Below are 20,577 nucleotides of genomic sequence, written 5' to 3' on the forward strand. Positions count from 1 at the left end.
ATGACCGCCTAACCGAGAGTCGCCCCTGCCGACCTGCCGCCACCGGCGAGTCGGCACAACCGAAAACGGCCCCGATCCGGTGCGCCACACCAGCTCAGAGCCTTGGCACATCCACCTGAGAGGAATCAGACAGACGAACCCCTACAAGCCTATCGATGCCCTCACGGCCATCACAAATGATTTCCCCGATCAGGTTGTCGGCACCGTGCCCTCCTCCGGACCCCGCGACCACGACCGTCGCCGCCCCGGAGGGTGTCGGCCGGGCCGCGCGTGCCGCGTACCGGGCGGCCCCACTTGCCCTGGAGTCCACTCCAGCGTCCAGGGTGGTGTCCATGACACACATTCCCCTCGCCCTGGGCGCCCTGGACCTCAAACTCGACGGCGAGCAGCGCGCCCGCCTGGACGCCGCCCGCTGACGGCGCTCACCGCTGGCGATCGCCGATGATGGCCGGTCCCGCCGGCGGGCCGGCGGGACCGTCATTCCTGGGGCAGGTGCGCCGACAGGTAGCGGCGGACCAGGTGCTTGCACTCGGCGATCAGCTCGGGGTCCCCGTCGGGCAGGGAGCGGAAGGCGAGCTTGAGCACCGCGTCGGCGGCCTCGACCGCGACGAAGAGCACCCGGTCCAGCTCGGGCCCGATCGGGGCGCCGAGCACCTCGACGACGATGGTGCGGAGCCGGTCGGCCACGATGGCGTTGTTCTCCAGCGCGGCGTCGAGCATGCGGTCGGTCCCCTTGAGGATGGGACCGCCGGGCGTGGCGAACACTCCCCCGAAGTCGACGACCGCGAACCCCGGTGTGGACCGCTTCATCGCGACGAACTCGTCGATCGTGAGGTCGACCATCTCCGTCCACTCCGACAGCCGCACCTCGGAGAGCCTGGCCGTGATCCGGCCGAGGAACGCCTCCAGATTGCGGATCGCCAGCGCGCGCACAAGCCCCTGTTTGTCGGGGAAGAACTGGTAGAAAGTGCCGATCGGCACCTCCGCGCGGCGCGCGACCTCCTTGGTGGTCAGCGCCTCGTAGCCGACCTCGTCCAACAGCCGCGCGCACTCGTCCAGCATGCGCTCCACCCGTTCCAGGCTGCGGCGCTGAGCGGGTCGGCGGCGAAGCGTTCCCCCGGAGACGTTCGTCATCTCCCCATCATCCCCCACGACCAGCAGGGGATTAACATGAGCAAGACTCACGCTATTTGGAGGCCGGGATGTTCCTGTGGGGCACGGCGACCGCGTCCTACCAGATCGAGGGCGCCGTCGCCGAGGACGGGCGGGGCACCTCGATCTGGGACACCTTCACCCGCGAGCCCGGCCGCGTCCGCGACGGCGACACCGGCGACGTAGCCTGCGACCACTACCACCGCTGGCCGGAGGACCTCGCGCTGATGTCCGACCTCGGGGTGAACTCCTACCGCTTCTCCATCGCCTGGCCGCGCGTCCAGCCCGACGGGAAGGGCGCGATCAACCGGGCGGGCCTCGACTTCTACGACCGGCTGACCGACGCGCTCCACGAGAGGGAGATCGTCCCCGCCGCCACGCTCTTCCACTGGGACCTGCCCCAGCCCCTGGAGGACGAGGGCGGCTGGCTGAACCGCGACACCGCCCACCGGTTCGCCGAGTACGCGGTGGCCGTGGCCGACAGGCTCGCCGACCGGATCCCCCTGTGGATCACCCTGAACGAACCCTTCATCCACATGGTCTTCGGCTACGCCCTGGGCACCCACGCCCCCGGCAGGACCCTGATCCTGGACGCGCTCCCGGCCGCCCACCACCAGCTGCTCGGACACGGTCTGGCCGTACGGGAGCTCAGGGCGCGCGGCGCGGAGAAGGTCCTGATCACCAACAACTGCACCCCGGTCTGGCCCGCCTCCCCCGATCCCGCCGACCTGGCCGCCGCCGACGCCTACGACATCCTGCACAACCGCCTGTTCAACGACCCCGTACTCTTCGGCGCCTATCCCGACCTGTCCGCGTACGGGGTGAGCCTCGACTGCGTCCGTGACGGCGACCTGGACCTGATCGGCACGCCCCTCGACGGCCTCGGGATCAACTACTACAACCCCACCCGGATCGCCGCGCCCACCGGTGAGGGACTTCCCTTCGAGGACGCGGGCGTCACCGGCTACCCCGTCACCGCCTTCGGCTGGCCCGTCGTCCCCGACGGCCTGCGCGAGCTCCTCTCCGGCCTCAGGAACCGCTACGGCGACGCCCTCCCGCCGGTCTACGTCACCGAGAACGGCTGCTCCCAGCCCGACGAGCCCGGCACCGGCGGGACGGTGGACGACCAGGACAGGATCGCCTTCCTCGACGGCCACATCGGGGCCGTCGAGCGGGCGCGGGCCGAGGGGGTGGACGTGCGCGGCTACTACGTCTGGTCCCTGCTGGACAACTTCGAGTGGGCCGAGGGCTTCAGCCAGCGCTTCGGGCTCGTGCACGTCGACTTCCCCACCGGTACGCGCACCCCGAAGGCCTCCTACCACTGGCTGCGCGAGCGCATCTCGCGGAGCCGGACCGGCACGCCCTTCCCACCGTGACGGCACGGCGGAACTCCCCGCCGCGCCCGGCCGCGCCGTGGAACGGCCGCCGTAGTCCGAAAGATGTACGGCGGCTTCGGCGTCACGCAGGAGGTCACCCGGGGTCCGGCATCACATGATCGGAGGTGAGGAGAACCGGAACCCGGCCGAGCACCCCCGTACCCGCCCCCAAGCACGACCCGGTGCCGCATGCGGCACCGGCCGCGCGGACCGCGCGGGGTACGCGGGGCCGTCGCGCCCCGGGCGTCACCGACGGAGAGCGACGTTGACCACCGAACTGGTACTGACCCTGGGAGCCCTGGCGCTCGTCGACAGCACGAGCTTCGGGACCCTCGGCATTCCCGCCTACCTGCTGCTCGCCTCGGACCGGTCGCCGACCGGCCGCCTGCTGGTCTACCTCACCACGGTCGCCACCTTCTACTTCGCCGTCGGCGTCGCGCTGATGCTCGGGCTGGCCGCGGCACTCGACGCCTTCGAGGAGGCCCTGTACAGCCGCACCGCCTACTGGGTCCAGCTGGTGATCGGTGTGGGGCTGTTCCTGCTCAGCTTCCGTTTCGACTCCAAGCGGCAGAGGGAGAAGGCCGGGCCGAGTCGCTGGGAGCCCCGCCTCGGCGGGCCGGGGACGATGGTCCTCCTGGGGCTGACCGCCGCCCTGCTGGAGGTCGCGACGATGCTCCCCTATCTCGGCGCGATCGGTTTCATGACCGGCGCGAGCCTGCCCACCGCCCAGTGGGTGCCGCTGCTCGCGGCCTACGTGGTCGTGATGATCCTGCCGTCGCTCGTGCTGCTCGGTGTCAAGACCGTCGCCGGAGGCTGGCTGGACCCGAAGCTGGAACGGCTGCGCACCTGGATGCGCAGGCACTCGGCCTCCACGATCGGCTGGACCCTGGGCATCGTCGGCTTCCTCGTCGCCTACGACGCGGCGGGTCGTCTGTTCACGACCTGAACCCGGCGTCCTCCGGCACACTTCGAGCTTCTCCGGCACCAGCCGACACGGTCGCATCGCCCGATCGGAGCCGATGGAAAACCCGTTGCGAGGTAACGAGACGGGCCGTACCGTATAGGGCCATGTACATGTACTTCGCCGGCGACATGTTCGGCTATGTGATCCGTCCCCGCCACAGCCGGCCTCCGGCCCGCTAGGGACGCTCACCTCTCTTCCCTTTTCCACGCGTCCCGACGCGCGCCCAGGGCCTCCGAGACCTTCTTTCACCTCGGACCCGAAAGGGCGAAAGCTGTGGCGCACTCCTTCGCGCACGGAAACCATTCACACACCCAGAGAAAGGTCAGGAACGGCGGTGGCCGCAGTGACCGCGACCGGACCAGGCGCGCTCTCTCGCAGAATTTCCTCGTCGATCCGCACGCCGTCCGGCAGATGGCCGGGGCGGCCGGGTCGCACGAGCTGCTCCTGGAGCCGGGCGCGGGCGAGGGTGCCCTCACCCTCGCCCTCGCGGACAACTGCGCCAGGGTCGTGGCGTACGAGATCGACCCGCTGCACGCGGGCAAGCTCGCCGCCCGCACCCGCGACGACGACAGGATCGAGGTGGTCAGGGGTGACTTCCTGACCGCGCGGGTCCCGCGCGAGCCGTTCGCGGTCGCCGGGAACATCCCGTACTCGATCACCTCAAGGATCGTCGACTGGTGTCTGCGCGCGCCCGCGCTCACCTCGGCGACCCTGCTCACCCAGCTGGAGTACGCGCGCAAGCGTTCCGGTGACTACGGCCGCTGGAGCAAACTGACCGTGCTGACCTGGCCCGGCCACTCCTGGGAGCTGGCCGGACGCGTCGGCCGCGCGAGCTTCCGGCCGGTGCCCGCCGTCGACTCCGCGATCCTGCGGATCGAGTCGCGTCCCGTCCCGCTGCTGCCCGGCGGCCGGGACGCGGCCTGGCGGGAGTTCGTCGAGTACGGCTTCACCGGGCTGGGCGGTTCGCTGCACGCCTCACTGCGGATGCGGTACGCGCCCCACCGGGTCGACGCCGCGTTCGCGGAGACGCGGGTGGACCGTGACGCCGTGGTGGCGTTCGTCCATCCCGACCGGTGGCTGACGCTCTTCGACCTCCTCCACTGAATGGACACCCGGGTCCGGCCCGCCCCGCCGGCCGGACCCGGGCTCCCATCTCCAGCCGGTCACCCGCCAACCCGGCGCGCGGCCACGGCAAACGGGTTTTCTGACGGGCCCTACCCCCGGGTGGCGTACGGACGGTCACGGCGGGCGTCGTGGAGGATCGAACCCCACCAGAGGAGCTCGTCGAGCATCGCCTTCGCGGCTCCGTCGGGGCCCTCGGGATCCTTGAGAGCGCCGTCGGGAGCGAACAGCTCGTAGTACCGGGGGAAGCTGACGTAGTTGCGGACCGTGTGGGCGTACAACTCGCCGAAGACCTGGCGCAGCTGCTCCACCGCCAGGAGTCCGCCGCTCGCCCCGCTGTAGCCGACGAAGCCGATCGCCTTGGTCTCCCACTCGGTGTAGTGCCAGTCGATGACGGCCTTCAGCGAGGCCGGGAAGCTGCGGTTGTACTCCGGTGTCACCACGACGATCGCGTCGGCCGCCTCGATCCGCCGGGTGAGGTCCGCCATCTCCGCGGGACGGGCCATATTGGGTTCGAGCGCCGGTGGCAGGGACGGCAGTTCGAGCGGCAGGGGCGTGTCCGCCAGGTCGATGAGATCCACCGTGAACCGGCTGTCCCGCCGGGCCCGCTCGGTGAACCAGTTCGCGACCACCGGGCCGAACCGCCCCTCCCTGACGCTACCGATGATCACCGCGAGGTTGAGGGTCTCACTGGGCATGGTTGTGCTCCCTGCGCGAGGTTCGGGATTCGAGGTTCCAGATTCCAGGTGACCGTGAAGGTCACGTCCCCCAACCTGCCGGGCGGGGCGGAGACCAGGAAGACCGGGCCAAGACTGGTAGTGGCAGGGCCATGACCCCGGCGGCCACGACTGTTACGTTCGAAACGTGAGTGACAACGAGCTGGGCATGTTCCTGCGCATCCGCCGTGAGGCCGTCACACCCGCCGACGTGGGACTGCCCACCGGCCCTCGCCGCCGCACACCGGGCCTGCGCAGGGCCGAGCTGGCCACGCTCGCCGGAGTCAGCGTCGAGTACCTGACCCGGCTGGAGCAGGGGCGCGACCGCCACCCGTCGGCGCCCGTGCTCGCCGCGCTGGCCGGGGCGCTACGGCTGACCGCGAGCGAACGCATCCACCTGCACCGGCTCAGCAAGGGGGCCGGCGGCGGCTTCAACTGCATGGGCGACGCGACGCCCTCCCGCGCGGTGCGTCCCACCGTACGGGCGCTGCTCGACCGGCTGGAGCCCGCCCCCGCCGTGCTGCTCAACCGGCTGAGCGAGATCCTCGCCTGGACCGCCGGGTACGAGCGGCTGGCGAGACCGATCGGCCTGCTGGACGGCAGCCCGCCCAACCTCGCCCGCTTCGTGTTCGCCGACGAGCGGGCACGGATCGCCTATCTCGACTGGGATCGTGTCGCCGACGAACAGGTCGCCACTCTCAAGCAGGGGCCGTTCCTGGCGGACCGGCACATCGCGATGCTCGCCCACGAGCTGACCGTCACCGCCGGGGCGGCTTTCACCGGACGCGTGGACACCCTGCCCGGCCTCCCGGCGTCCAGCGGCGTCACGCGGCTGTTCCACCCCGGCACGGGTGAGCTGCGCCTGGCGTACGAAACCCTCGACCTGCCCGCCGACGACGACCTGCGCCTCATCGTCCATCTCCCCGCCGACGACGCCACCTCCGCCGCGCTCGACCGCCTCTCCGGCCGTCGTCCGGGCGCGCTGCGCGCGGTGTCCGGCTGACGGGGACGCGTCGCCCACCGGCGCGGCCCGGGTGATACGAGCCCCTCCCACGGCAGGTCGCGACAGGCCCGGGGCCGCCCTCTCGCGCGAACCTTCCGCCTTCCCTGTCGCGGCGCGGGGGACAGGGACCCATACCCCGCGGACGGCCACGATCGCGTTCGTATCAGCGTGGCTCCCCCCGTTGCGCACCACAGCCGACATAATCGAGACGATCAGCCTGGTCAGAACGCACACGCGATGTCCTCATCCGGGTCGTCCCCGGCGGATCCCCCTCCACCGACACCCACGTCACGCCACGTGACGACCGTACAGCGCCCCGAGCGTCCGGCAGGAGGAGCGTATGCGTCTCGCCATACGAATCGGAGTGGCCACCAGTCTCATGGCGGCCCCGAGCGCCCCGGTCGCGCCAGCCGAGCCGGTCGCGTCGGTCGCCCCGCCCCCTCCCGCGCCTGCCGCCACGGCCCGCGCCAAAGCCACCCCCGCTCCTAAAGCCCGCGCCAAAGCCACCCCCGCCGCCAAAGCCCGTCCCAAGGCCGTCCCCGCCACCACCCCCGCCGCCAAAGCCATCCCCGTCCCCACGGCGAGCGTCAAGGCCGCTCCCGCGCCTGTCGCCACGGCCAACGCCAAGGTCACCCCCTCCCCTGCCCCCCTCGCCGTGGCCACCCCTACCCCGACCTCCCTCGCCAGCCCCAATGCCAATGCCAGTCCCAGTGCCAGCGCCACCGCGACTGTGAGCGCGAGTGCGAGCGCGACCTCGACCGTTACCTCCAAGACCAAGACCAACCACTCGGTTTCGGTGCCTCCGATGGGCGGCAGGAACACCATCCCCCCGTGGCTGAAAAAGGTGCCGTCGCTCCGTATCCGCCCCCTGTGGCCCCGTCAGGCGAGCCATGTCCGGATCTTCGCGCACTGCCCTCCGAAGTCGAACCACGCGCTCATCGGTTCCACCGCGTTCAACCTGAAGGGGTCGAGACGCATCTACCGGGAGGTGGGGCTGGGACTCTCCGACCGGGGGTTGGGGCACCGCGCCGCGTCCATCTCCTACTACGCTCTGCCGGGATTCCACGAGGCGTGCCTGACGTGCGTGAAGGTCACGATGAACAAGGAGACCCGCATCAGGCGGATCCGGGTGCTCGGCCGTGACTCCACCCCCCTCTACGTACGCAGGTTCAGCATCTGGCAGTTCTTCGACTAGCGCGTCCCCTCCACTCCGGCCCGGTGGTCCAGGCCGGGAGGCCGTCGTTGGCGGAACGGTACGAGGGTCGGCCACGCCCCCGCCGAGGGAGTGGCCGACCACGCCGGTGTCCGGTTCAGCAGTGCTTGCCCAGCGACATGCGCCGGATGAGCGGGAACTTGCGGGCGTCGAACCGGCCGGAGGCGAACCACCGGTACCGCTGGGTCTCGCTGGGCAGGTTCTTGACGAACTTGTTCCTGTCGGTGGGGTCCTGGACGCGGTAGTTGGTCAGCGTGCCGAGGACGGCGTTGTCGGCGTCCTTGAGATACGCCCACATCAGCCAGGCGTCGTTGTCGTCGCCGCTGGTGACCGTGCCGTCGAAGGTCGCCGTGCCGTCCGAGTACAGCGTCCACCGCGCGCCCTCGAACATCGTGCAGTCGCCCGCCCTCATCACCTTGTTCCAGGTGAAGGTCCTGGAGGAGAGCGCGTGAGCCGTCCCCGTGGCCGGGAGCGCCGGTCCGAGGGCGAGGGCCAGGGTGGCCGCGACCGCGCCCACCGACCTGCGAATATCACGCATGAGACTTTCCCTTTCTTTTCGCCGGACGTTCTTCCACGAAATTGTTGGCATGCGTCGCGTGTCGCGGTATACGCGGAAGTACGTAGAGCCGCAGGGGGTCCGATGCTTTCCAAGAACAGATATGACCGGGTGCTCGACCTGGCGGTGGAGTTGGTGGCCATGAGTCCCGCCGAGATCGACTACGGCTGGATCGCCGAATTGCTCCAGCAGGTGCTCGAATGCCCCACGGCCACCTTCTCCGAGGTCGGCCGGGAGGGGGTCACGGGGCTGGGGTGGCCCAGGACCCGCCTGCCGACCGCCACGATGACCGACGCCACCCGCCGCAACATGGAACGCCACCCGCTCATCCGGCACTACGTGCGGACCGCCGACCGCAGGCCGCTCGCCATCACCGATCTGATGAGCCTCGGACGCTGGCGCTCCTCGGCGACCGGTTCCGACATCCACGTCGTCACCGGTTTCTACGATCACCTGGCGGTCCCCCTGCTCTCCCCTCCGGGCACCATGCGGGCGTTCGCGCTGGGCAGGGAGGAGGGAACGTTCACGAAACAGGAACGCGAGTTCGTCGAGAGGCTCCATCCCCTGCTGATCGCCATGGACCACAAGGCACGCCTGTCACGATCCCCCGCCGCGCGGAGCCGTCTGACGCCGCGCGAGGAACAGGTTCTCGAACTCATCGCCGAGGGACTCACCCGCCAGGTCGCGGCGCGACGACTGAAGATCTCCATCAGAACCCTGGACAAACATCTTGAGGTGATCTATCGCAAGCTGGGGGTGAACAGCCACATCCAGGCGGTCCTCTGGCTGAACGCCTGCCGGGCGGGGAAAGACCCGGAGTCCCCCGCGCACCCGCGCATCCACGGGGAATAAGAACGTGACTCAATAGTGGCAGGAGGGCGATTCAGCGGAATTTCGCGGACGACCCGTTCGACGAGCGGATGGCCACGAAGATCCTCGACAGGCGCAAATCCGGTCGGGTATTCTGCGCGCACCCCCGAGGAAATGAGCGGAGTCTTTGTGACCGTTGATTCGAGCCGGCTGACACTGACCGAGAGGACGGGCTTGAGTTGCGGCCCGGAGGCACTGCACAAAGCGCTGTACGCACAGCGTAAGAAGCTCGCCGGCCGTCTCGCCGAGCTCACGCCGTCCGACTGGGCGGCTCCGACGCACTGTCCGCGGTGGTCCGTTCACGAAGTCGTCCGCCACCTCGTCGATGTGGCGGAATATCACGTCGCCCACCTCACCAACCGGTCGGAGCACAGCCGTTTCGCCAGGTTCGGGGCATTCGATCCCGCATCGACTCCCGGCCTGTGGCTTCAGGACTCCGCCGGGCAGTCGCCGGAGCAGACGGTCGAGGCGTTCCTGAGGGTGATGGAGGACGAGCGCGACAGCCTCGGTGCCCGCATCGAGGAGGGCGGCGCCACCCTGGAACGCAGCGTCGCGGGCCGCGAGAATCTGTGGTCGGTGCGGTCTCTGCACGTGCTGTGGGACGCCTGGCTGCACGAGCGCGACATGTCGCGGACCCTTCGGCTGGACGACCCGCCGGATGTCACCGTCCAGCGTCTCATCACCCTCTACAGCCTGCTGCTCGCCGGAGGTGTCGCCGCGCTGTTCGGCGAGCTCCCCCGGGTGTCCCTCCATCTCGCGGGCAGCCCCGACGGCGTGTACGAGATCTCGGAGCACCGGGGTGAGGTGAGTGTGACGGCCGTCGGAAGCGCCTCGCCCGCGCACCTCAACGGACCGTTCGAGGCGGTTGTGGAGAGCATCTCCGGGCGCGGCCCCTCCCTCGCCGAGATCGTCGGGGTCTCGAACGCCACCGTCGAAGGTCTCTCGAAGCTGTCCGCCGTCATGCGGCCCGCCCGTCCCGAGGACATCCCGCACCGCCGGGCCGCCGAGGGCTGAGCTCACATAGAGGAAGGATTTCACCTCACCGAAACCTACGGCGATACCGAGGGTGGGTAGAGTCCCGCCATCCTCGACAACGTTGATCCCTTCATCGGCATCGCGGCCACCGACCTGCCCCGGGCACACGGTCTGGCCGCTACCTGGTGGTGGCCGAAACCGCAGGTGGGCAATACCCACCCGGGTGCCACGTCGCCGCTGGGCATGGTGTCGGCCTGCGCCTACTCCGGCGCGTACCCCACCGGGTACGGGCGCTACACGAAGAACACCGAGGGCGTGCCCGAGGAGATGTTCGAGCGGCTGCAGGCGTCCGGGTTCACCCATTTCCAGCAGTCCGGCACCGGCGCGATCCGCAAGTACTACAACTACGTCCGGGTCACCCCGATGCTCCAGCCGCTGGACGCGCTGGGAGAGTCCTGGTCGCTGCGCGACGAGGTCGCGGAGGCGGGTTACTACGCGGCCACCCTGGGCACCGGGGTCCGCTGCGAGCTCACCGTGGGCACCAAGGTCGCCGTGCACCGCTACACCTTCCCCGCGCACAGCAGCGCTCGCGTGGTGGTCGACCTGTCCTGCGGCGGCCTGGCCATCGAGCACGGCCGTACCGTGCCGTTGCGGGCGCAGGTGGAGAGCATGGGCCACGGCCGCGCCCAGGGCACGGTGGCGATGGAGGGCGTCCCGCTGTCGGTGTACCTGGAGGCCGACAGCCCGGGATGGCGGCAGATGCTCTGGTACGACCGGCGGCTCATCGACGGCGGCACCCGCCTCGACTTCGACAGCATCCGGCACACCACGCTGCGGCCTTTCGGCATGCTCTTCATGGGCCCCACCGAACCGGGACAGACCGTCGAGGTGCGGCTGGGGTTCTCGCTGCGCGGGTGCGACCAGGCGCGCGAGAACCTGGAACGCGAGTGCGGGAGCGCGCGTCCGGCGTTCGACACGGTCCGCTCCGGGACCCGGGCCCGCTGGGGCGACCACCTCGGCCGGGTCCAGGTCGAGGGCGGCACCCCGGCCCGCCGTACCGTGTTCGCGACGGCGCTCTACCACTCGCTGATCAAGCCGTGCTTCGCCGACGACGAGAGCCCGTTCTGGCCGACCTCCGGGCCGTTCGCGTTCGACGTGTGCACCATGTGGGACATCTACAAGACGCAGCTTCCGCTGCTCGCGGCCATCGTCCCCGACCGGGCCGAGGACCTGCTGGAGTCGCTGATCCGGGTCTGCGAGGAGGAGGGCAACTTCCCCATCGGGTACCGGATGGCCCGCGGCGCCGACCGGTTCTACCGCCAGGGGAGCGCGCTCGTGCACACCGCGCTGGCGGACGCCCACGCGCTCGGCCGGGCGGGGCTGGACTGGAACTGGGCGCTCGTGCACATGGTCGACGACCTGCGTCGCATGTACGGCGAGGAGTTCTTCGAGTACGGGGTGGTGCACCCGATCACCCACACCCTCGACCTCGCCTACGGCCACCACTGCGCGGCGAAGGTGGCCCGCGCGCTGAACGACCGGCGCCTCGCCGACGACCTGGAGGCCCGGAGCCGCCAGTGGTCCAACGCCTTCGACCCGGGCACGGGGCTGCTGCGCGACTCGGAGTTCTACGAGGGCGGCAAGTGGAACTACTCGTTCCGCCTGCTGCACGACATGGCCGCGAGGATCGCCCTGGCCGGTGGCGACCGGGCCTTCACCGACATGCTGGACAGGTTCTTCGGCTTCGACGCCGCACCGGTGACGCAGCCCGGCCGGCGTCCCCCGCTGGCGGAGATGGCGGCCGGATACGCCCTGAACCGGTTCGAGGGGCTGAACAACGAGCCCGACATGGAAGCGCCGTGGGCGTACCACTACGCGGGACGGCCCGACCGTACGGCCCAGGTGGTCCAGGCGGCGCTGACCTGGCAGTTCGGCACCGGACCCGGCGGGCTGCCCGGTAACGACGACTCCGGCGGCCTGAGCTCCTGGTACGTCTGGGCGTCGCTGGGGCTGTTCCCGATCGCCGGGCAGAACCTGTTCCTGGTCAACGCGCCCGCGTTCGCCGGGGCCGTGCTCAGGACCGGCGGCGGCGAGTTCGTCATCGAGACCAGCGGGCACCGCGAGACGCCGATCGGCGTCGACGGCGCCGAGCGCGACCCACCGGCGCAGTACGTCCAGTCGGCGACCCTCAACGGCAGGCCGCTGCACACGACGCACCTGAGCGCCGCCACCGTGCACCGGGGCGGGGTGTTGCACCTGCGGCTGGGCCCGGAGCCGTCGGGGTGGGGCCGGAAGGTCCGCCCTCCCTCCCTTTCCGATCCGCCCGCCAGACCGGAGGAAGCACGATGATCACCCCCCGTCGCCGTCTCGTCATCGTCGTCAGGGCCGACCCGGTCATCTGCGGCCACTCCGGCGAGGCCCGTAACCTCGCCGAGGTGGCGCTGACCCGTGGGTTCGACGACGTACGGCTGCTGACCTGGCCGATTCCGGCGCTGCAGGCGGCCGGGCTGCCGCTCAAACCGCTCGACCGGCTGCTGCCGTACAGCCCCGGGATCACCGTGGAGCGTCCGGAGGCGGTCGGGGACTACCGGGTGCCGGACGGGCGTTACCAGGCCGGCCTCACCGGCCGCCTCGTCGAGCTGCTCGCCGAACCGGTGCCCACGACCTGCCTGTCCATGTACATCGTCCCGCACGCCTCGGTGGTGATGGACGCGGTCACGGCCGCGCGCGCGGCCGGGTTCGCGCCCGACGTGCACACCGTCGTGAAGGCGGTCGGTTCCGACGTGACGAACGTGATCCGGTCGTGCCTGCGGGAGGGCCGGTTCGGCGCGGCGACCGTGCTGTTCACCACGTTCCTCGCCAACGACGAGGTCGTCGCGGTCTCCGAGTACACCCGGGAGGAGATCATCGCCTCCGCTGAGCAGGTGGACGCCCACTGCGGCACCGGGTTCGCCGAGCAGTGCCGTCGCCGCGTGACCGTCAGCTACCCGCCGATCGACGCCGGCGCCTTTCTCGACCTGGATCCGGCGCGGGTGGACGCCGCGCTCGCGGGACGCGGCCTGGAGCGTGAGGGGTACATCCTGTTCCTGTCCCGGGTGACCCGGGCCAAGGGCGTCCACGACCTGCTCGCCGCCTACGGCCGGATGCGCTGCCGGTCACAGGTGAAGCTGGTCGTCGTCGGCACCGGGCCCGCGCTGGAGGAGATCCAGGCGCTGGCCAAGGAGGACGACCGGGTGGTGGTCCTCACCGACGTCGACGACCACGAGAAACCGCTGCTCATGCGCGGCTGTGCCGCCTACGCCCTGCCGACCAAGCCCGAACCCGACTTCGTCGAGACGTTCGGCATCGCCCTGGCCGAGAAGATGCTGGCCGGTGGTGGGCCGATCATCACCACCATGACGGGCGGGACCCTGGAGGCGGTCGGCGACACCGCCGTCATCGTCGAGCCCAGGGACGTCGACGGCCTGGCCGCGGCCGTGGACCGGGTGGTCCTGGACATGTCCGCCGCAGAACGGCAGGACCTGGAACGCCGCGCCCGCGCCCGCGCGATGGCGTTCGACCGCACCGCGGTGTTCGACGGCCTGTTCCCACGAAGGGAACTCGCCGCCGAGGCCCACTGACCCCAGGCACGCCCCCGGCGGCACCTTGGTGACCGCCCCCGCGGCAGGACATCGGGTGCCGGAAGAAAACGGTCTTTGACCGATATTCCTAACTGTTCACGACCCGTTTGGTTCCGGGCCCGCCTCGTTCCGGAGACGATCAAGTCCCCCGAGCCCGGAGGCGTGCGTGAAATCCCGTCTGGCCATACTCCTGACTTTGGTGTTGTCCCTCCTAGCCGTCCTCACCCCCGCCGTCCCCGCCGCCGCGGAAGTCGTCTCGAAGCCGCACATGGGTGCGGTCTCGGTCGCGGTGGCCGAAGACGACGTCACCATCAGCCTGGAGGCGAGTGGCTACTCTGCCGCCCGGATGTTGCAGATCCTCGCGGAGACCCAGAGCCGCAACGCGAGGATCAGCGACACCGTCAAGCAGGACTTCGAGGCCAACCCCAACGGCATGGGCGCCGGCTTCGACGACTGGTCGAACTTCAACGGCCAGTTGGGCATGACGCCCACCACCGTCTACCTCACCATCACCGACGGGGCGCCGCTGACCAACGCCGGGTTCTGGGAGGAGGTGCTGGCGACCGTCACCGGGCTGCTCACCGGGCTCGTGCTGCGGGCGCTCTGCATAGGGTTCATGCCCGAGGCCGCGGTGCTCTGCGTCAGCATCGGGGGCTTCTTCGGTGGCCTGGTCAGGGGGATCATCATCCAGCACTTCGACGGCACGCTGCGGGACGGCACCGCCTGGGCCAAGACCCTCGTGGGCGCGATCTTGGCGGCGGCCGGCGGGGCGGCTTGGGAGGGCGGCGTCAAGGACTTCGCCAAGGACGTGCTGCCCGGCTATATCCAGGCGGCGGGCAACACCCTCGTCCGGTGGGGCGAGACGGCCGCGGGCTGGGGCGCCTGGTTCCGCGACGGCGCCAAGGCGGCCGGACGGTTCCTCTGGGAGGTGGCCAAGGCGGTGCCGGACGCGGTTTCCAAGATCCGCGTACCGGGCATGACGCGGGTGATGCCCCTCGGCGACTCCATCACCGAGGGCGTCGGCAGCCCGACCGGTTCCGGTTACCGCATCGCGCTCCAGAGCGGGCTCAGAAACCAGGGATTCCAGTACGACTTCGTCGGCTCCCTCTCCCACGGCCAGGGGGGCGACCTCAACCACGAGGGCCACTCCGGATGGCGCATCGACCAGATCCAGGGCCAGATCGAGGGCTGGCTGAACGTCTACCGGCCCGACCTGGTGACCCTCCACCTGGGCACCAACGACATGATCCAGAACTACCAGACCGGCACCGCCGCCGAACGCCTCGCGACCCTGATCGACCGTGTCTTCACCTTCCGGCCCACCGTCGCCGTGGTCGTCTCGACGCTGGTCCCGTCCCGTACGCCGTCCATTGACGCCCGTATCCGGCAGTTCAACCGGGAGACGCGCGAGGTCGTCCGGGGCCGTCAGGAGGCGGGCCGGCACATCGTCCTGGTCGACATGGCCGAGGTGACCCCGGCCGACATCGCCGATGACGTCCACCCCGGTGACAACGGCTACCGGAAGATGGCCAAGATCTTCAACATCGGCGTGGTCCGGGCCGCCATGGAGGGCTGGATCACCCCGCAGCCCGGCCCCGGCCCGGTGTCGTGCACGCCCGGTCCCGACCCCACCGGCGGCTCCGGCCGGGAGGCCTGGTTCGCCGACTTCAACGGTGACGGCCGCGACGACTACCTGGCCCTTCGCCCCGGCAGCGGGTCGGTACGGACCTGGCTCAACAACGGCGCCGACTACTCCGGCGACCACTGGGTGGCCTGCGGCGTCACCGCCTCCGGCACCAACACCGGCGTCGGGCAGGGGCGGGTGCTGCTGTTCGGCGACCTCGACGGTGACCGGCGCGACGACTACCTGGCGGTCAACCCGGCGACCGGCGAGACCCGCGCCTGGGTCAACCGGGGGGCGGAGAACGGCGGCGACCGCTGGGAGGACCGGGGTGTGATCGCCTCCGGCACCAACACGGGTGTCACCCTGCTCGGCCGGGTCGCCCAGTTCGCCGACATCGACGGGGACGGGCGCGACGACTACCTGTCCCTCGACCCCCGTACCGGACACACCCGCGCCTGGCTCAACCGAGGCGCCGACCGTGGCGGCGACCACTGGCTCGACAAGGGCGTCATCGCCTCCGGCACCAACACGGGTGTCTCTCTGACCGGCCGCTACGTTCAGTTCGCCGACATCGACGGCGATGGCCGCGACGACTACCTGGCGATCGACCCGGCCAACGGCAACACCCGCGCCTGGCGCAACGTCGGCGCCGAGAACGGCGGCGACAAGTGGGAGGACCGGGGTGTGATCGCCTCCGGCACCAACACCGGGGTCAGCCGAACGGGGCGCATCGCCCGCTTCGGCGACCTCAACGGCGACGTCCGCGCCGACTACCTGGCGATCGACCCGGCCAACGGCTCGGTCCGGGGCTGGATCAACGTGCGGGCCGACGTCCCGGGCGACCACTGGATCGATCGGGGCCTCATCGCGTCGGGCACCAACACGGGGGTGGGCGGCTGAGCGCCCATCTAGAGGTTTCGCGCGTGACCGGGTGTGAGATCGCCGGGGCGTAAGGGCGTTGACACGGGCCTCGCCGGGGGTGGATCGAGGTTGCCACAACGCCCACCCACCGGCGAGGTCGTGGTCAGTACGCGCCCGCCCATCGCGTTCGCCAAAGCCCCCGCCACCTCGATCGAGCGATTACATGCTCAGTCGCGAGGCCACCGGCGGCAGGCGATCCGCGCGGCGATGGTCTCATCGTCACCGCGCGGCCTGTCGGTGGCGCGGATCGCCGGCTTACCGGACTACGACGCCGCCACCGTGCGCCGATGGATCGGCCGCCTGCGACGTGGCCGCGGGTCCACTGCGAGTCCACTGCGCGACGCGCCCGTGCGCGTGCCGGTGAACAACGCCGGCATCGCCCTGCTCGGCATGATCGAGGACTTCATCCGCCGGCAGCGGATCAACGCCACCGCGCCGTACCTGATCGTCCAGGTCCGCCTGCCTCGCCTGGCCGCCCCGGGAGCCGGGCCGGTGACTCCGGTTTGACCCGGTGCCGGGAACACGGTTTCGACTCGGCGGAAATGCGATGAAGGAGATTGCCACGTGAGCAGAACGACGAGTAATACGGGCCATCCGGCCTTTCGACGATTCGGGGTCGTGGGTCTCGGCCTGCTGGCCTCCATGGCTTCGGTCGTGGCCTGCGCGCCCGCCGAGCCGGCCGGAGAGAAGGCGGCGGCGGCTCCCGGCAAGAGCGCGTCCCCCACCGCCACGCTGGAGCAGTTCTACGCCCAGAAGCTGGAATGGACGGGGTGCACCACCGACTTCGCCACCAGCAAGCGCGAGGCGGAGATCCTCGGAAAGGCTCCGGCCAAGTGCGCGTGGCTGAAAGTGCCGCTCGACTACGACGATCCCCAGGGCGCCACCACGTCCGTCGCGGTCCTGCGCGTCGCCGCCCGCGGAGAGTCGCAGGGCTCGCTGCTCTTCAACCCCGGCGGTCCCGGCGGCTCCGGCGTCTTCGGCCCTCTGGCCGTCGCCGGCGCGCTGACGAAGAGCCGCATCACCGAGAGCTTCGACGTGATCGGCTTCGACCCGCGCGGTGTCGGCGCCACCAAGCCCGCGGCCGACTGCTGGTCCGAGGACGGCACGACCCGGGGAGACGAGGTGTTCCCGATGCTCCCCACGAACGCCGCCCTGACGGAGGAGGACACGCGCGCGGTGCTCAAGCGCTGCGCCGACGGGTCCGGGGGCGAGAAGGCGCTCACGCAGATGGGGTCGCGCACGACCGCCCGGGACATGGACGTGCTGCGGGCGGCGCTCGGTGAAGAGAAACTGACCTTCCTCGGCCAGAGCTACGGCACCCGCCTGGGAACGGTGTACGCGGAGCAGTTCCCGCAGCGGGTGCGGGCGATGATCCTCGACGGCGCGTTCGACCCTCAGCTGGGGACGGTCGAGCGGCGGCTCTCGGCGTACGGGGGCTTCCAGCAGACCTTCGAGGCGATGGCGGCCACCTGCGCCAAGGACGCGAAGTGCCCGCTGGGGACCGACCCGAAGGCGTGGACGTCGACGTTCCAGGAGATCGTCCAGCCACTGGGGGACAAGCCCGTGCCCGCCGGCGACCAGGAGCTCGACTTCGACAAGGCGCTCGGCGGTGTGATGGCCGGTCTGTACCACCCGGACAAGTGGCCCACCGTCATCGGCGGTCTCGCGGAGGTGCGGCAGGGGCGTGGCGACAAGCTGCTGAAGTTGATGTCCGACGCTGAGGGCGGCGACGCCGAGACCCTGGTGAACGGCAACATCACCGAAGCGATGTTCGCGATCAACTGCATGGACGAACAGCGCCTCACCCCGCAGGACATCGCGCAGCTGCGCACGAAGACCTACGAGATCGCCCCCTTCATGAACCCCGGCGGGGATGTCACGGAGGGCGCACGCGACGGATGCGAGTTCTGGCCGGCCCAGCCGACCCTCGGCATCCCGTACGGGCAGGATGTCAAGGGCCTGCCCGACATCCTCGTCGTCTCGATCACCGGAGACCCCACCACTCCGCACAAGGGTGCCATCAGCCTCGCCGAGACCCTCGGCGGCTCCCTGCTGACCGTCAAGGGCGAAGGACACACGATCGTCTCCTCCGGGAAGAACGCCTGCGTCGACCAGATCGCCGCGGACTACCTCATCGACCTCAAGCTGCCGGCCGAGATGCCCACGTGCTCCGGCTGAACCCGGCGACATGGTGATCTAGCCGAAGGCACGGATCACGACGGCGCGCACCACCGCCGGGCTCTCGCGAGCGCCAGGCCTCCTCTCCTGGCGTCTCTGGCGAAACCCCGCGCTCCGGGAACGCGGGGGAAGGAGACGACGTGGCCTGGAGCACGCGTGAAATCGCGCAGCTCGCCGGTACGACGGTGAACACCGTCCGGCACTATCACCGGCTCGGCCTGCTCGACGAGCCGGAACGCCGCTACAACGGCTACAAACAGTACGGCGTGCAAGACCTCGTACGCCTTCTGCGCATCCGGCGCCTCGCCGAGCTGGGGGTTCCGCTCTCCCGGATCGGCGAGGTCGGCGCGGACGGGGACATCGCCCCCGAGGCCCTGCGCCAGGTCGACGCCGCGCTCGCGGCCGACATCGCGCGTCTGCAGCGAGCCCGGTCCGACATCGCGACCATCCTGCGCGACAGCGCACCGGCCGGCATACCCGCGGGGTTCGAGTCCGTCGCCGCCCGCCTGTCCGGCTCCGACAGCTCGATGATCCACATCTACGGGCAGCTGTACGACGAGGACGCGATGGCCGATCTGCTGCGCATGGTGGAGGCCGACACCGACCCCCTCGGCGAGGACGTCGACGCCCTGCCGCCCGACGCGGACGAGGCGACCAGGCAGCGCCTCGCCGAGAAACTCGCGCCGACCATCGCCCGGTACCTCATCGACTACCCCTGGCTGAGCGACCCGGCGGCGCATCTGTCGAAGAGCGAGCACGTCACGCGCCAGACTTTCATCGACGCGGTGGTCAGGCTCTACAACACCGCACAGATCGACGTGCTGCACCGCGCCAGCATCCTCGCCCACGAGCAACTGCGCATCGCGGACAAAGACGACATTTGACTCTGTTCCCAGAACACGGTCTCTACTTGGGACTACATCGAGACAGCCCTCGACTCGACCCTCGCATCTCGCCCCCTGAGGAGCCCGCCGTGGATCCCATCGAGACCCTTGTCCGCAACTTCCAGGATCTCGTGGCCCAAGTACCCGACACCGTCCAGCCGCTCATCGTCATGCTGGCCGGCGCGATCCCCTTCATCGAAGGGGAAGGGGCCTCGCCGATCGGGCTCCTCGGCGGGATCCACCCCCTCGTCGCCGGGGTCGCCGCGGCCTCGGGCAACTTCCTGTGCGTTCTCGTCGTCGTGCTGCTCAGCTCGCGGACCCGCACCGCCGCGATGACCCGCCTCGCGCGCCGGTCCCGGACACCCGCGGAGCCCAAGCCCGAGTCGAGGGGACGGCGGCGCTTCCGGCGGTTCCTGGTCCGCTTCGGCGTGCCGGGCGCGAGCCTCCTCGGGCCTCTGGCGGTGCCGACCCAGATCACGTCCGCCATGCTCGTCGCCTCCGGCACACCGCGCGGGCGGGTCCTGTTCTGGCAGGCGGTGGCGATCGTCCTCTGGACGACCCTGACCACGACGCTGCTGTGGTCCATGCTCTCGGCCGTGATGGCCTGAACCGCCCTGTAGCCGCCCTCCTCCAACGAAAGGCAGGACCGATGGCCGACCACTCCGAAGAACCCGTGACCGACGACAGGACCGAGACGAAACCACTCGGGGCTCCGACCCTGGCGGAAGACCTCCTGCTGCTTTTGTTCCAGCCGGACGCCGGAACGCAGGGCACCGGGATCATCGCGGGCGAGAACACGCTTTTCTACATTCTCGCCGGAGCGGTGCTCGCCGATCTCGGGCTCGGTGAGCACGTGCGAACCGTTCCCGGCCGGGGCGGGTCGACACGGGTCGAGGCCGTCGCGGACCACCCGCCATCGGACGAGATCCTGCGATCCGCGTGGGACTACCTCGCCGAAAAACCCCGAGGTGTCCAGACCGCGCTCGCGGCGATCGGGCCGACCTTGCGCGGCCCGCTGCTCGACCGGCTCGTCGAACGCGGCGACATCCGGCGTTCGAGCCGCAAGACGCTCGGCCTGTTCGACACGAAGGTCCTCGAAGACGGCGGAACCGGTCGCCGGGCACACCTCCTCTCCGACGTACGGGATGTGCTCCTGCACGGCGCGGAACCGCAACGCCGGGTCGCCGCCCTCGGGGCACTGCTCTCGGGAAGCGGGACCCTCCCCCAGTTTCATCGCGAGATCCCCTGGACCACCCCCGTGATCACCCGCGCCAAGGACCTCGAACAGGGCAACTGGGGAGCCGGAGCCGCCGCCGAAGCGGTCGCGCGCACCGTCACCGCGACCATCGTCAACAACGTCATCATCGCGGCGGCCGTCCTGCCGAACGGCAACTGACGCCAGG

General features: G+C 70.3%; 18 protein-coding genes. 15 read left to right on the forward strand and 3 right to left on the reverse strand.

The window, feature by feature from the left end; genetic code table 11:
* Positions 1 to 477 precede the first annotated feature (477 nt).
* Positions 478 to 1,134, reverse strand: coding sequence for a TetR/AcrR family transcriptional regulator (locus ABD817_RS11785; RefSeq protein WP_344917859.1), 657 nt, complete (start codon positions 1,132 to 1,134; stop codon positions 478 to 480).
* Between the two features lie 68 nt (positions 1,135 to 1,202).
* On the opposite strand from ABD817_RS11785, the gene ABD817_RS11790 reads away from it, so the two are divergent.
* The 3 genes from ABD817_RS11790 (at position 1,203) to erm (ending at position 4,596) form a co-directional block, all read left to right on the forward strand.
* Positions 1,203 to 2,528 (forward strand): GH1 family beta-glucosidase, encoded by a 1,326-nt coding sequence (locus ABD817_RS11790; RefSeq protein ID WP_344917860.1) that lies wholly within the window; start codon positions 1,203 to 1,205, stop codon positions 2,526 to 2,528.
* Positions 2,529 to 2,793: 265 nt separating this feature from the next.
* Entirely contained in the window at positions 2,794 to 3,474 is a 681-nt protein-coding gene (locus ABD817_RS11795; RefSeq protein WP_344917861.1) for a GAP family protein, read from the forward strand.
* 429 nt (positions 3,475 to 3,903) lie between these two features.
* Positions 3,904 to 4,596 carry an ErmE/ErmH/ErmO/ErmR family 23S rRNA (adenine(2058)-N(6))-methyltransferase gene (gene erm / locus ABD817_RS11800; RefSeq protein WP_425583327.1) on the forward strand — a complete coding sequence of 231 codons (693 nt, stop codon included), beginning with the start codon at positions 3,904 to 3,906 and terminating at the stop codon, positions 4,594 to 4,596.
* A gap of 110 nt (positions 4,597 to 4,706) precedes the next feature.
* Here the strand turns inward: erm and ABD817_RS11805 are convergent, their stop codons facing one another.
* Positions 4,707 to 5,312: an NADPH-dependent FMN reductase gene (locus ABD817_RS11805; RefSeq protein ID WP_344917863.1), complete on the reverse strand. Its 606-nt coding sequence runs from the start codon at positions 5,310 to 5,312 to the stop codon at positions 4,707 to 4,709.
* Between the two features lie 166 nt (positions 5,313 to 5,478).
* Here ABD817_RS11805 and ABD817_RS11810 point away from each other — a divergent pair, with 166 nt between their 5' ends.
* A complete protein-coding gene (locus ABD817_RS11810; protein ID WP_344917864.1) occupies positions 5,479 to 6,333 on the forward strand; it encodes a helix-turn-helix domain-containing protein in 855 nt (284 codons plus the stop codon).
* A gap of 340 nt (positions 6,334 to 6,673) precedes the next feature.
* Complete coding sequence (locus ABD817_RS11815) at positions 6,674 to 7,528, forward strand: hypothetical protein (protein WP_344917865.1); 855 nt, start codon at positions 6,674 to 6,676, stop codon at positions 7,526 to 7,528.
* A 115-nt stretch (positions 7,529 to 7,643) separates the two neighbouring features.
* Here ABD817_RS11815 and ABD817_RS11820 read toward each other — a convergent pair whose 3' ends face one another.
* Positions 7,644 to 8,084, reverse strand: coding sequence for a DUF6294 family protein (locus tag ABD817_RS11820; RefSeq protein ID WP_344917866.1), 441 nt, complete (start codon positions 8,082 to 8,084; stop codon positions 7,644 to 7,646).
* 102 nt (positions 8,085 to 8,186) lie between these two features.
* Here ABD817_RS11820 and ABD817_RS11825 point away from each other — a divergent pair, with 102 nt between their 5' ends.
* The 10 genes from ABD817_RS11825 to ABD817_RS11870 all read left to right on the forward strand — a co-directional run bounded on the left by ABD817_RS11825 (position 8,187) and on the right by ABD817_RS11870 (position 20,570).
* Entirely contained in the window at positions 8,187 to 8,954 is a 768-nt protein-coding gene (locus ABD817_RS11825) for a response regulator transcription factor (protein ID WP_344917867.1), read from the forward strand.
* Between the two features lie 132 nt (positions 8,955 to 9,086).
* Positions 9,087 to 9,986, forward strand: coding sequence for a maleylpyruvate isomerase family mycothiol-dependent enzyme (locus tag ABD817_RS11830; RefSeq protein WP_344917868.1), 900 nt, complete (start codon positions 9,087 to 9,089; stop codon positions 9,984 to 9,986).
* 93 nt (positions 9,987 to 10,079) lie between these two features.
* Complete coding sequence (locus ABD817_RS11835) at positions 10,080 to 12,296, forward strand: glycoside hydrolase domain-containing protein (RefSeq protein ID WP_344918104.1); 2,217 nt, start codon at positions 10,080 to 10,082, stop codon at positions 12,294 to 12,296.
* Positions 12,293 to 13,567 carry a glycosyltransferase gene (locus tag ABD817_RS11840; protein ID WP_344917869.1) on the forward strand — a complete coding sequence of 425 codons (1,275 nt, stop codon included), beginning with the start codon at positions 12,293 to 12,295 and terminating at the stop codon, positions 13,565 to 13,567. The genes ABD817_RS11835 and ABD817_RS11840 overlap by 4 nt, the downstream gene beginning before the upstream one ends.
* A gap of 199 nt (positions 13,568 to 13,766) precedes the next feature.
* Positions 13,767 to 16,091, forward strand: coding sequence for a GDSL-type esterase/lipase family protein (locus ABD817_RS11845; RefSeq protein ID WP_344917870.1), 2,325 nt, complete (start codon positions 13,767 to 13,769; stop codon positions 16,089 to 16,091).
* Between the two features lie 90 nt (positions 16,092 to 16,181).
* Positions 16,182 to 16,619 (forward strand): hypothetical protein, encoded by a 438-nt coding sequence (locus tag ABD817_RS39565; protein WP_425583321.1) that lies wholly within the window; start codon positions 16,182 to 16,184, stop codon positions 16,617 to 16,619.
* A 57-nt stretch (positions 16,620 to 16,676) separates the two neighbouring features.
* On the forward strand, positions 16,677 to 18,290 hold the full coding sequence (locus ABD817_RS11855) for an alpha/beta hydrolase (protein ID WP_344917871.1): 1,614 nt from the start codon (positions 16,677 to 16,679) through the stop codon (positions 18,288 to 18,290).
* Positions 18,291 to 18,430: 140 nt separating this feature from the next.
* A complete protein-coding gene (locus ABD817_RS11860; protein ID WP_344917873.1) occupies positions 18,431 to 19,174 on the forward strand; it encodes a MerR family transcriptional regulator in 744 nt (247 codons plus the stop codon).
* An 89-nt stretch (positions 19,175 to 19,263) separates the two neighbouring features.
* Entirely contained in the window at positions 19,264 to 19,782 is a 519-nt protein-coding gene (locus ABD817_RS11865; protein WP_344917874.1) for a hypothetical protein, read from the forward strand.
* A 41-nt stretch (positions 19,783 to 19,823) separates the two neighbouring features.
* Positions 19,824 to 20,570 carry a GOLPH3/VPS74 family protein gene (locus ABD817_RS11870; protein ID WP_344917875.1) on the forward strand — a complete coding sequence of 249 codons (747 nt, stop codon included), beginning with the start codon at positions 19,824 to 19,826 and terminating at the stop codon, positions 20,568 to 20,570.
* Positions 20,571 to 20,577: the final 7 nt, after the last annotated feature.

This window comes from Streptosporangium oxazolinicum (assembly GCF_039537505.1).
Lineage (GTDB): Bacteria > Actinomycetota > Actinomycetes > Streptosporangiales > Streptosporangiaceae > Streptosporangium > Streptosporangium oxazolinicum.

What these genes read in the sequence shown, in the direction of transcription:
- ABD817_RS11805 (WP_344917863.1), bottom strand. Translation starts at nt 5,312, where the DNA reads ATGCCCAGTGAGACCCTCAACCTCGCGGTGATCATCGGTAGCGTCAGG.
- ABD817_RS11820 (WP_344917866.1), bottom strand. Translation starts at nt 8,084, where the DNA reads ATGCGTGATATTCGCAGGTCGGTGGGCGCGGTCGCGGCCACCCTGGCC.
- ABD817_RS11815 (WP_344917865.1), top strand. Translation starts at nt 6,674, where the DNA reads ATGCGTCTCGCCATACGAATCGGAGTGGCCACCAGTCTCATGGCGGCC.
- ABD817_RS11790 (WP_344917860.1), top strand. Translation starts at nt 1,203, where the DNA reads ATGTTCCTGTGGGGCACGGCGACCGCGTCCTACCAGATCGAGGGCGCC.
- ABD817_RS11830 (WP_344917868.1), top strand. Translation starts at nt 9,087, where the DNA reads ATGAGCGGAGTCTTTGTGACCGTTGATTCGAGCCGGCTGACACTGACC.
- ABD817_RS11785 (WP_344917859.1), bottom strand. Translation starts at nt 1,134, where the DNA reads ATGACGAACGTCTCCGGGGGAACGCTTCGCCGCCGACCCGCTCAGCGC.
- ABD817_RS11840 (WP_344917869.1), top strand. Translation starts at nt 12,293, where the DNA reads ATGATCACCCCCCGTCGCCGTCTCGTCATCGTCGTCAGGGCCGACCCG.
- ABD817_RS11825 (WP_344917867.1), top strand. Translation starts at nt 8,187, where the DNA reads ATGCTTTCCAAGAACAGATATGACCGGGTGCTCGACCTGGCGGTGGAG.
- erm (WP_425583327.1), top strand. Translation starts at nt 3,904, where the DNA reads ATGGCCGGGGCGGCCGGGTCGCACGAGCTGCTCCTGGAGCCGGGCGCG.
- ABD817_RS11870 (WP_344917875.1), top strand. Translation starts at nt 19,824, where the DNA reads ATGGCCGACCACTCCGAAGAACCCGTGACCGACGACAGGACCGAGACG.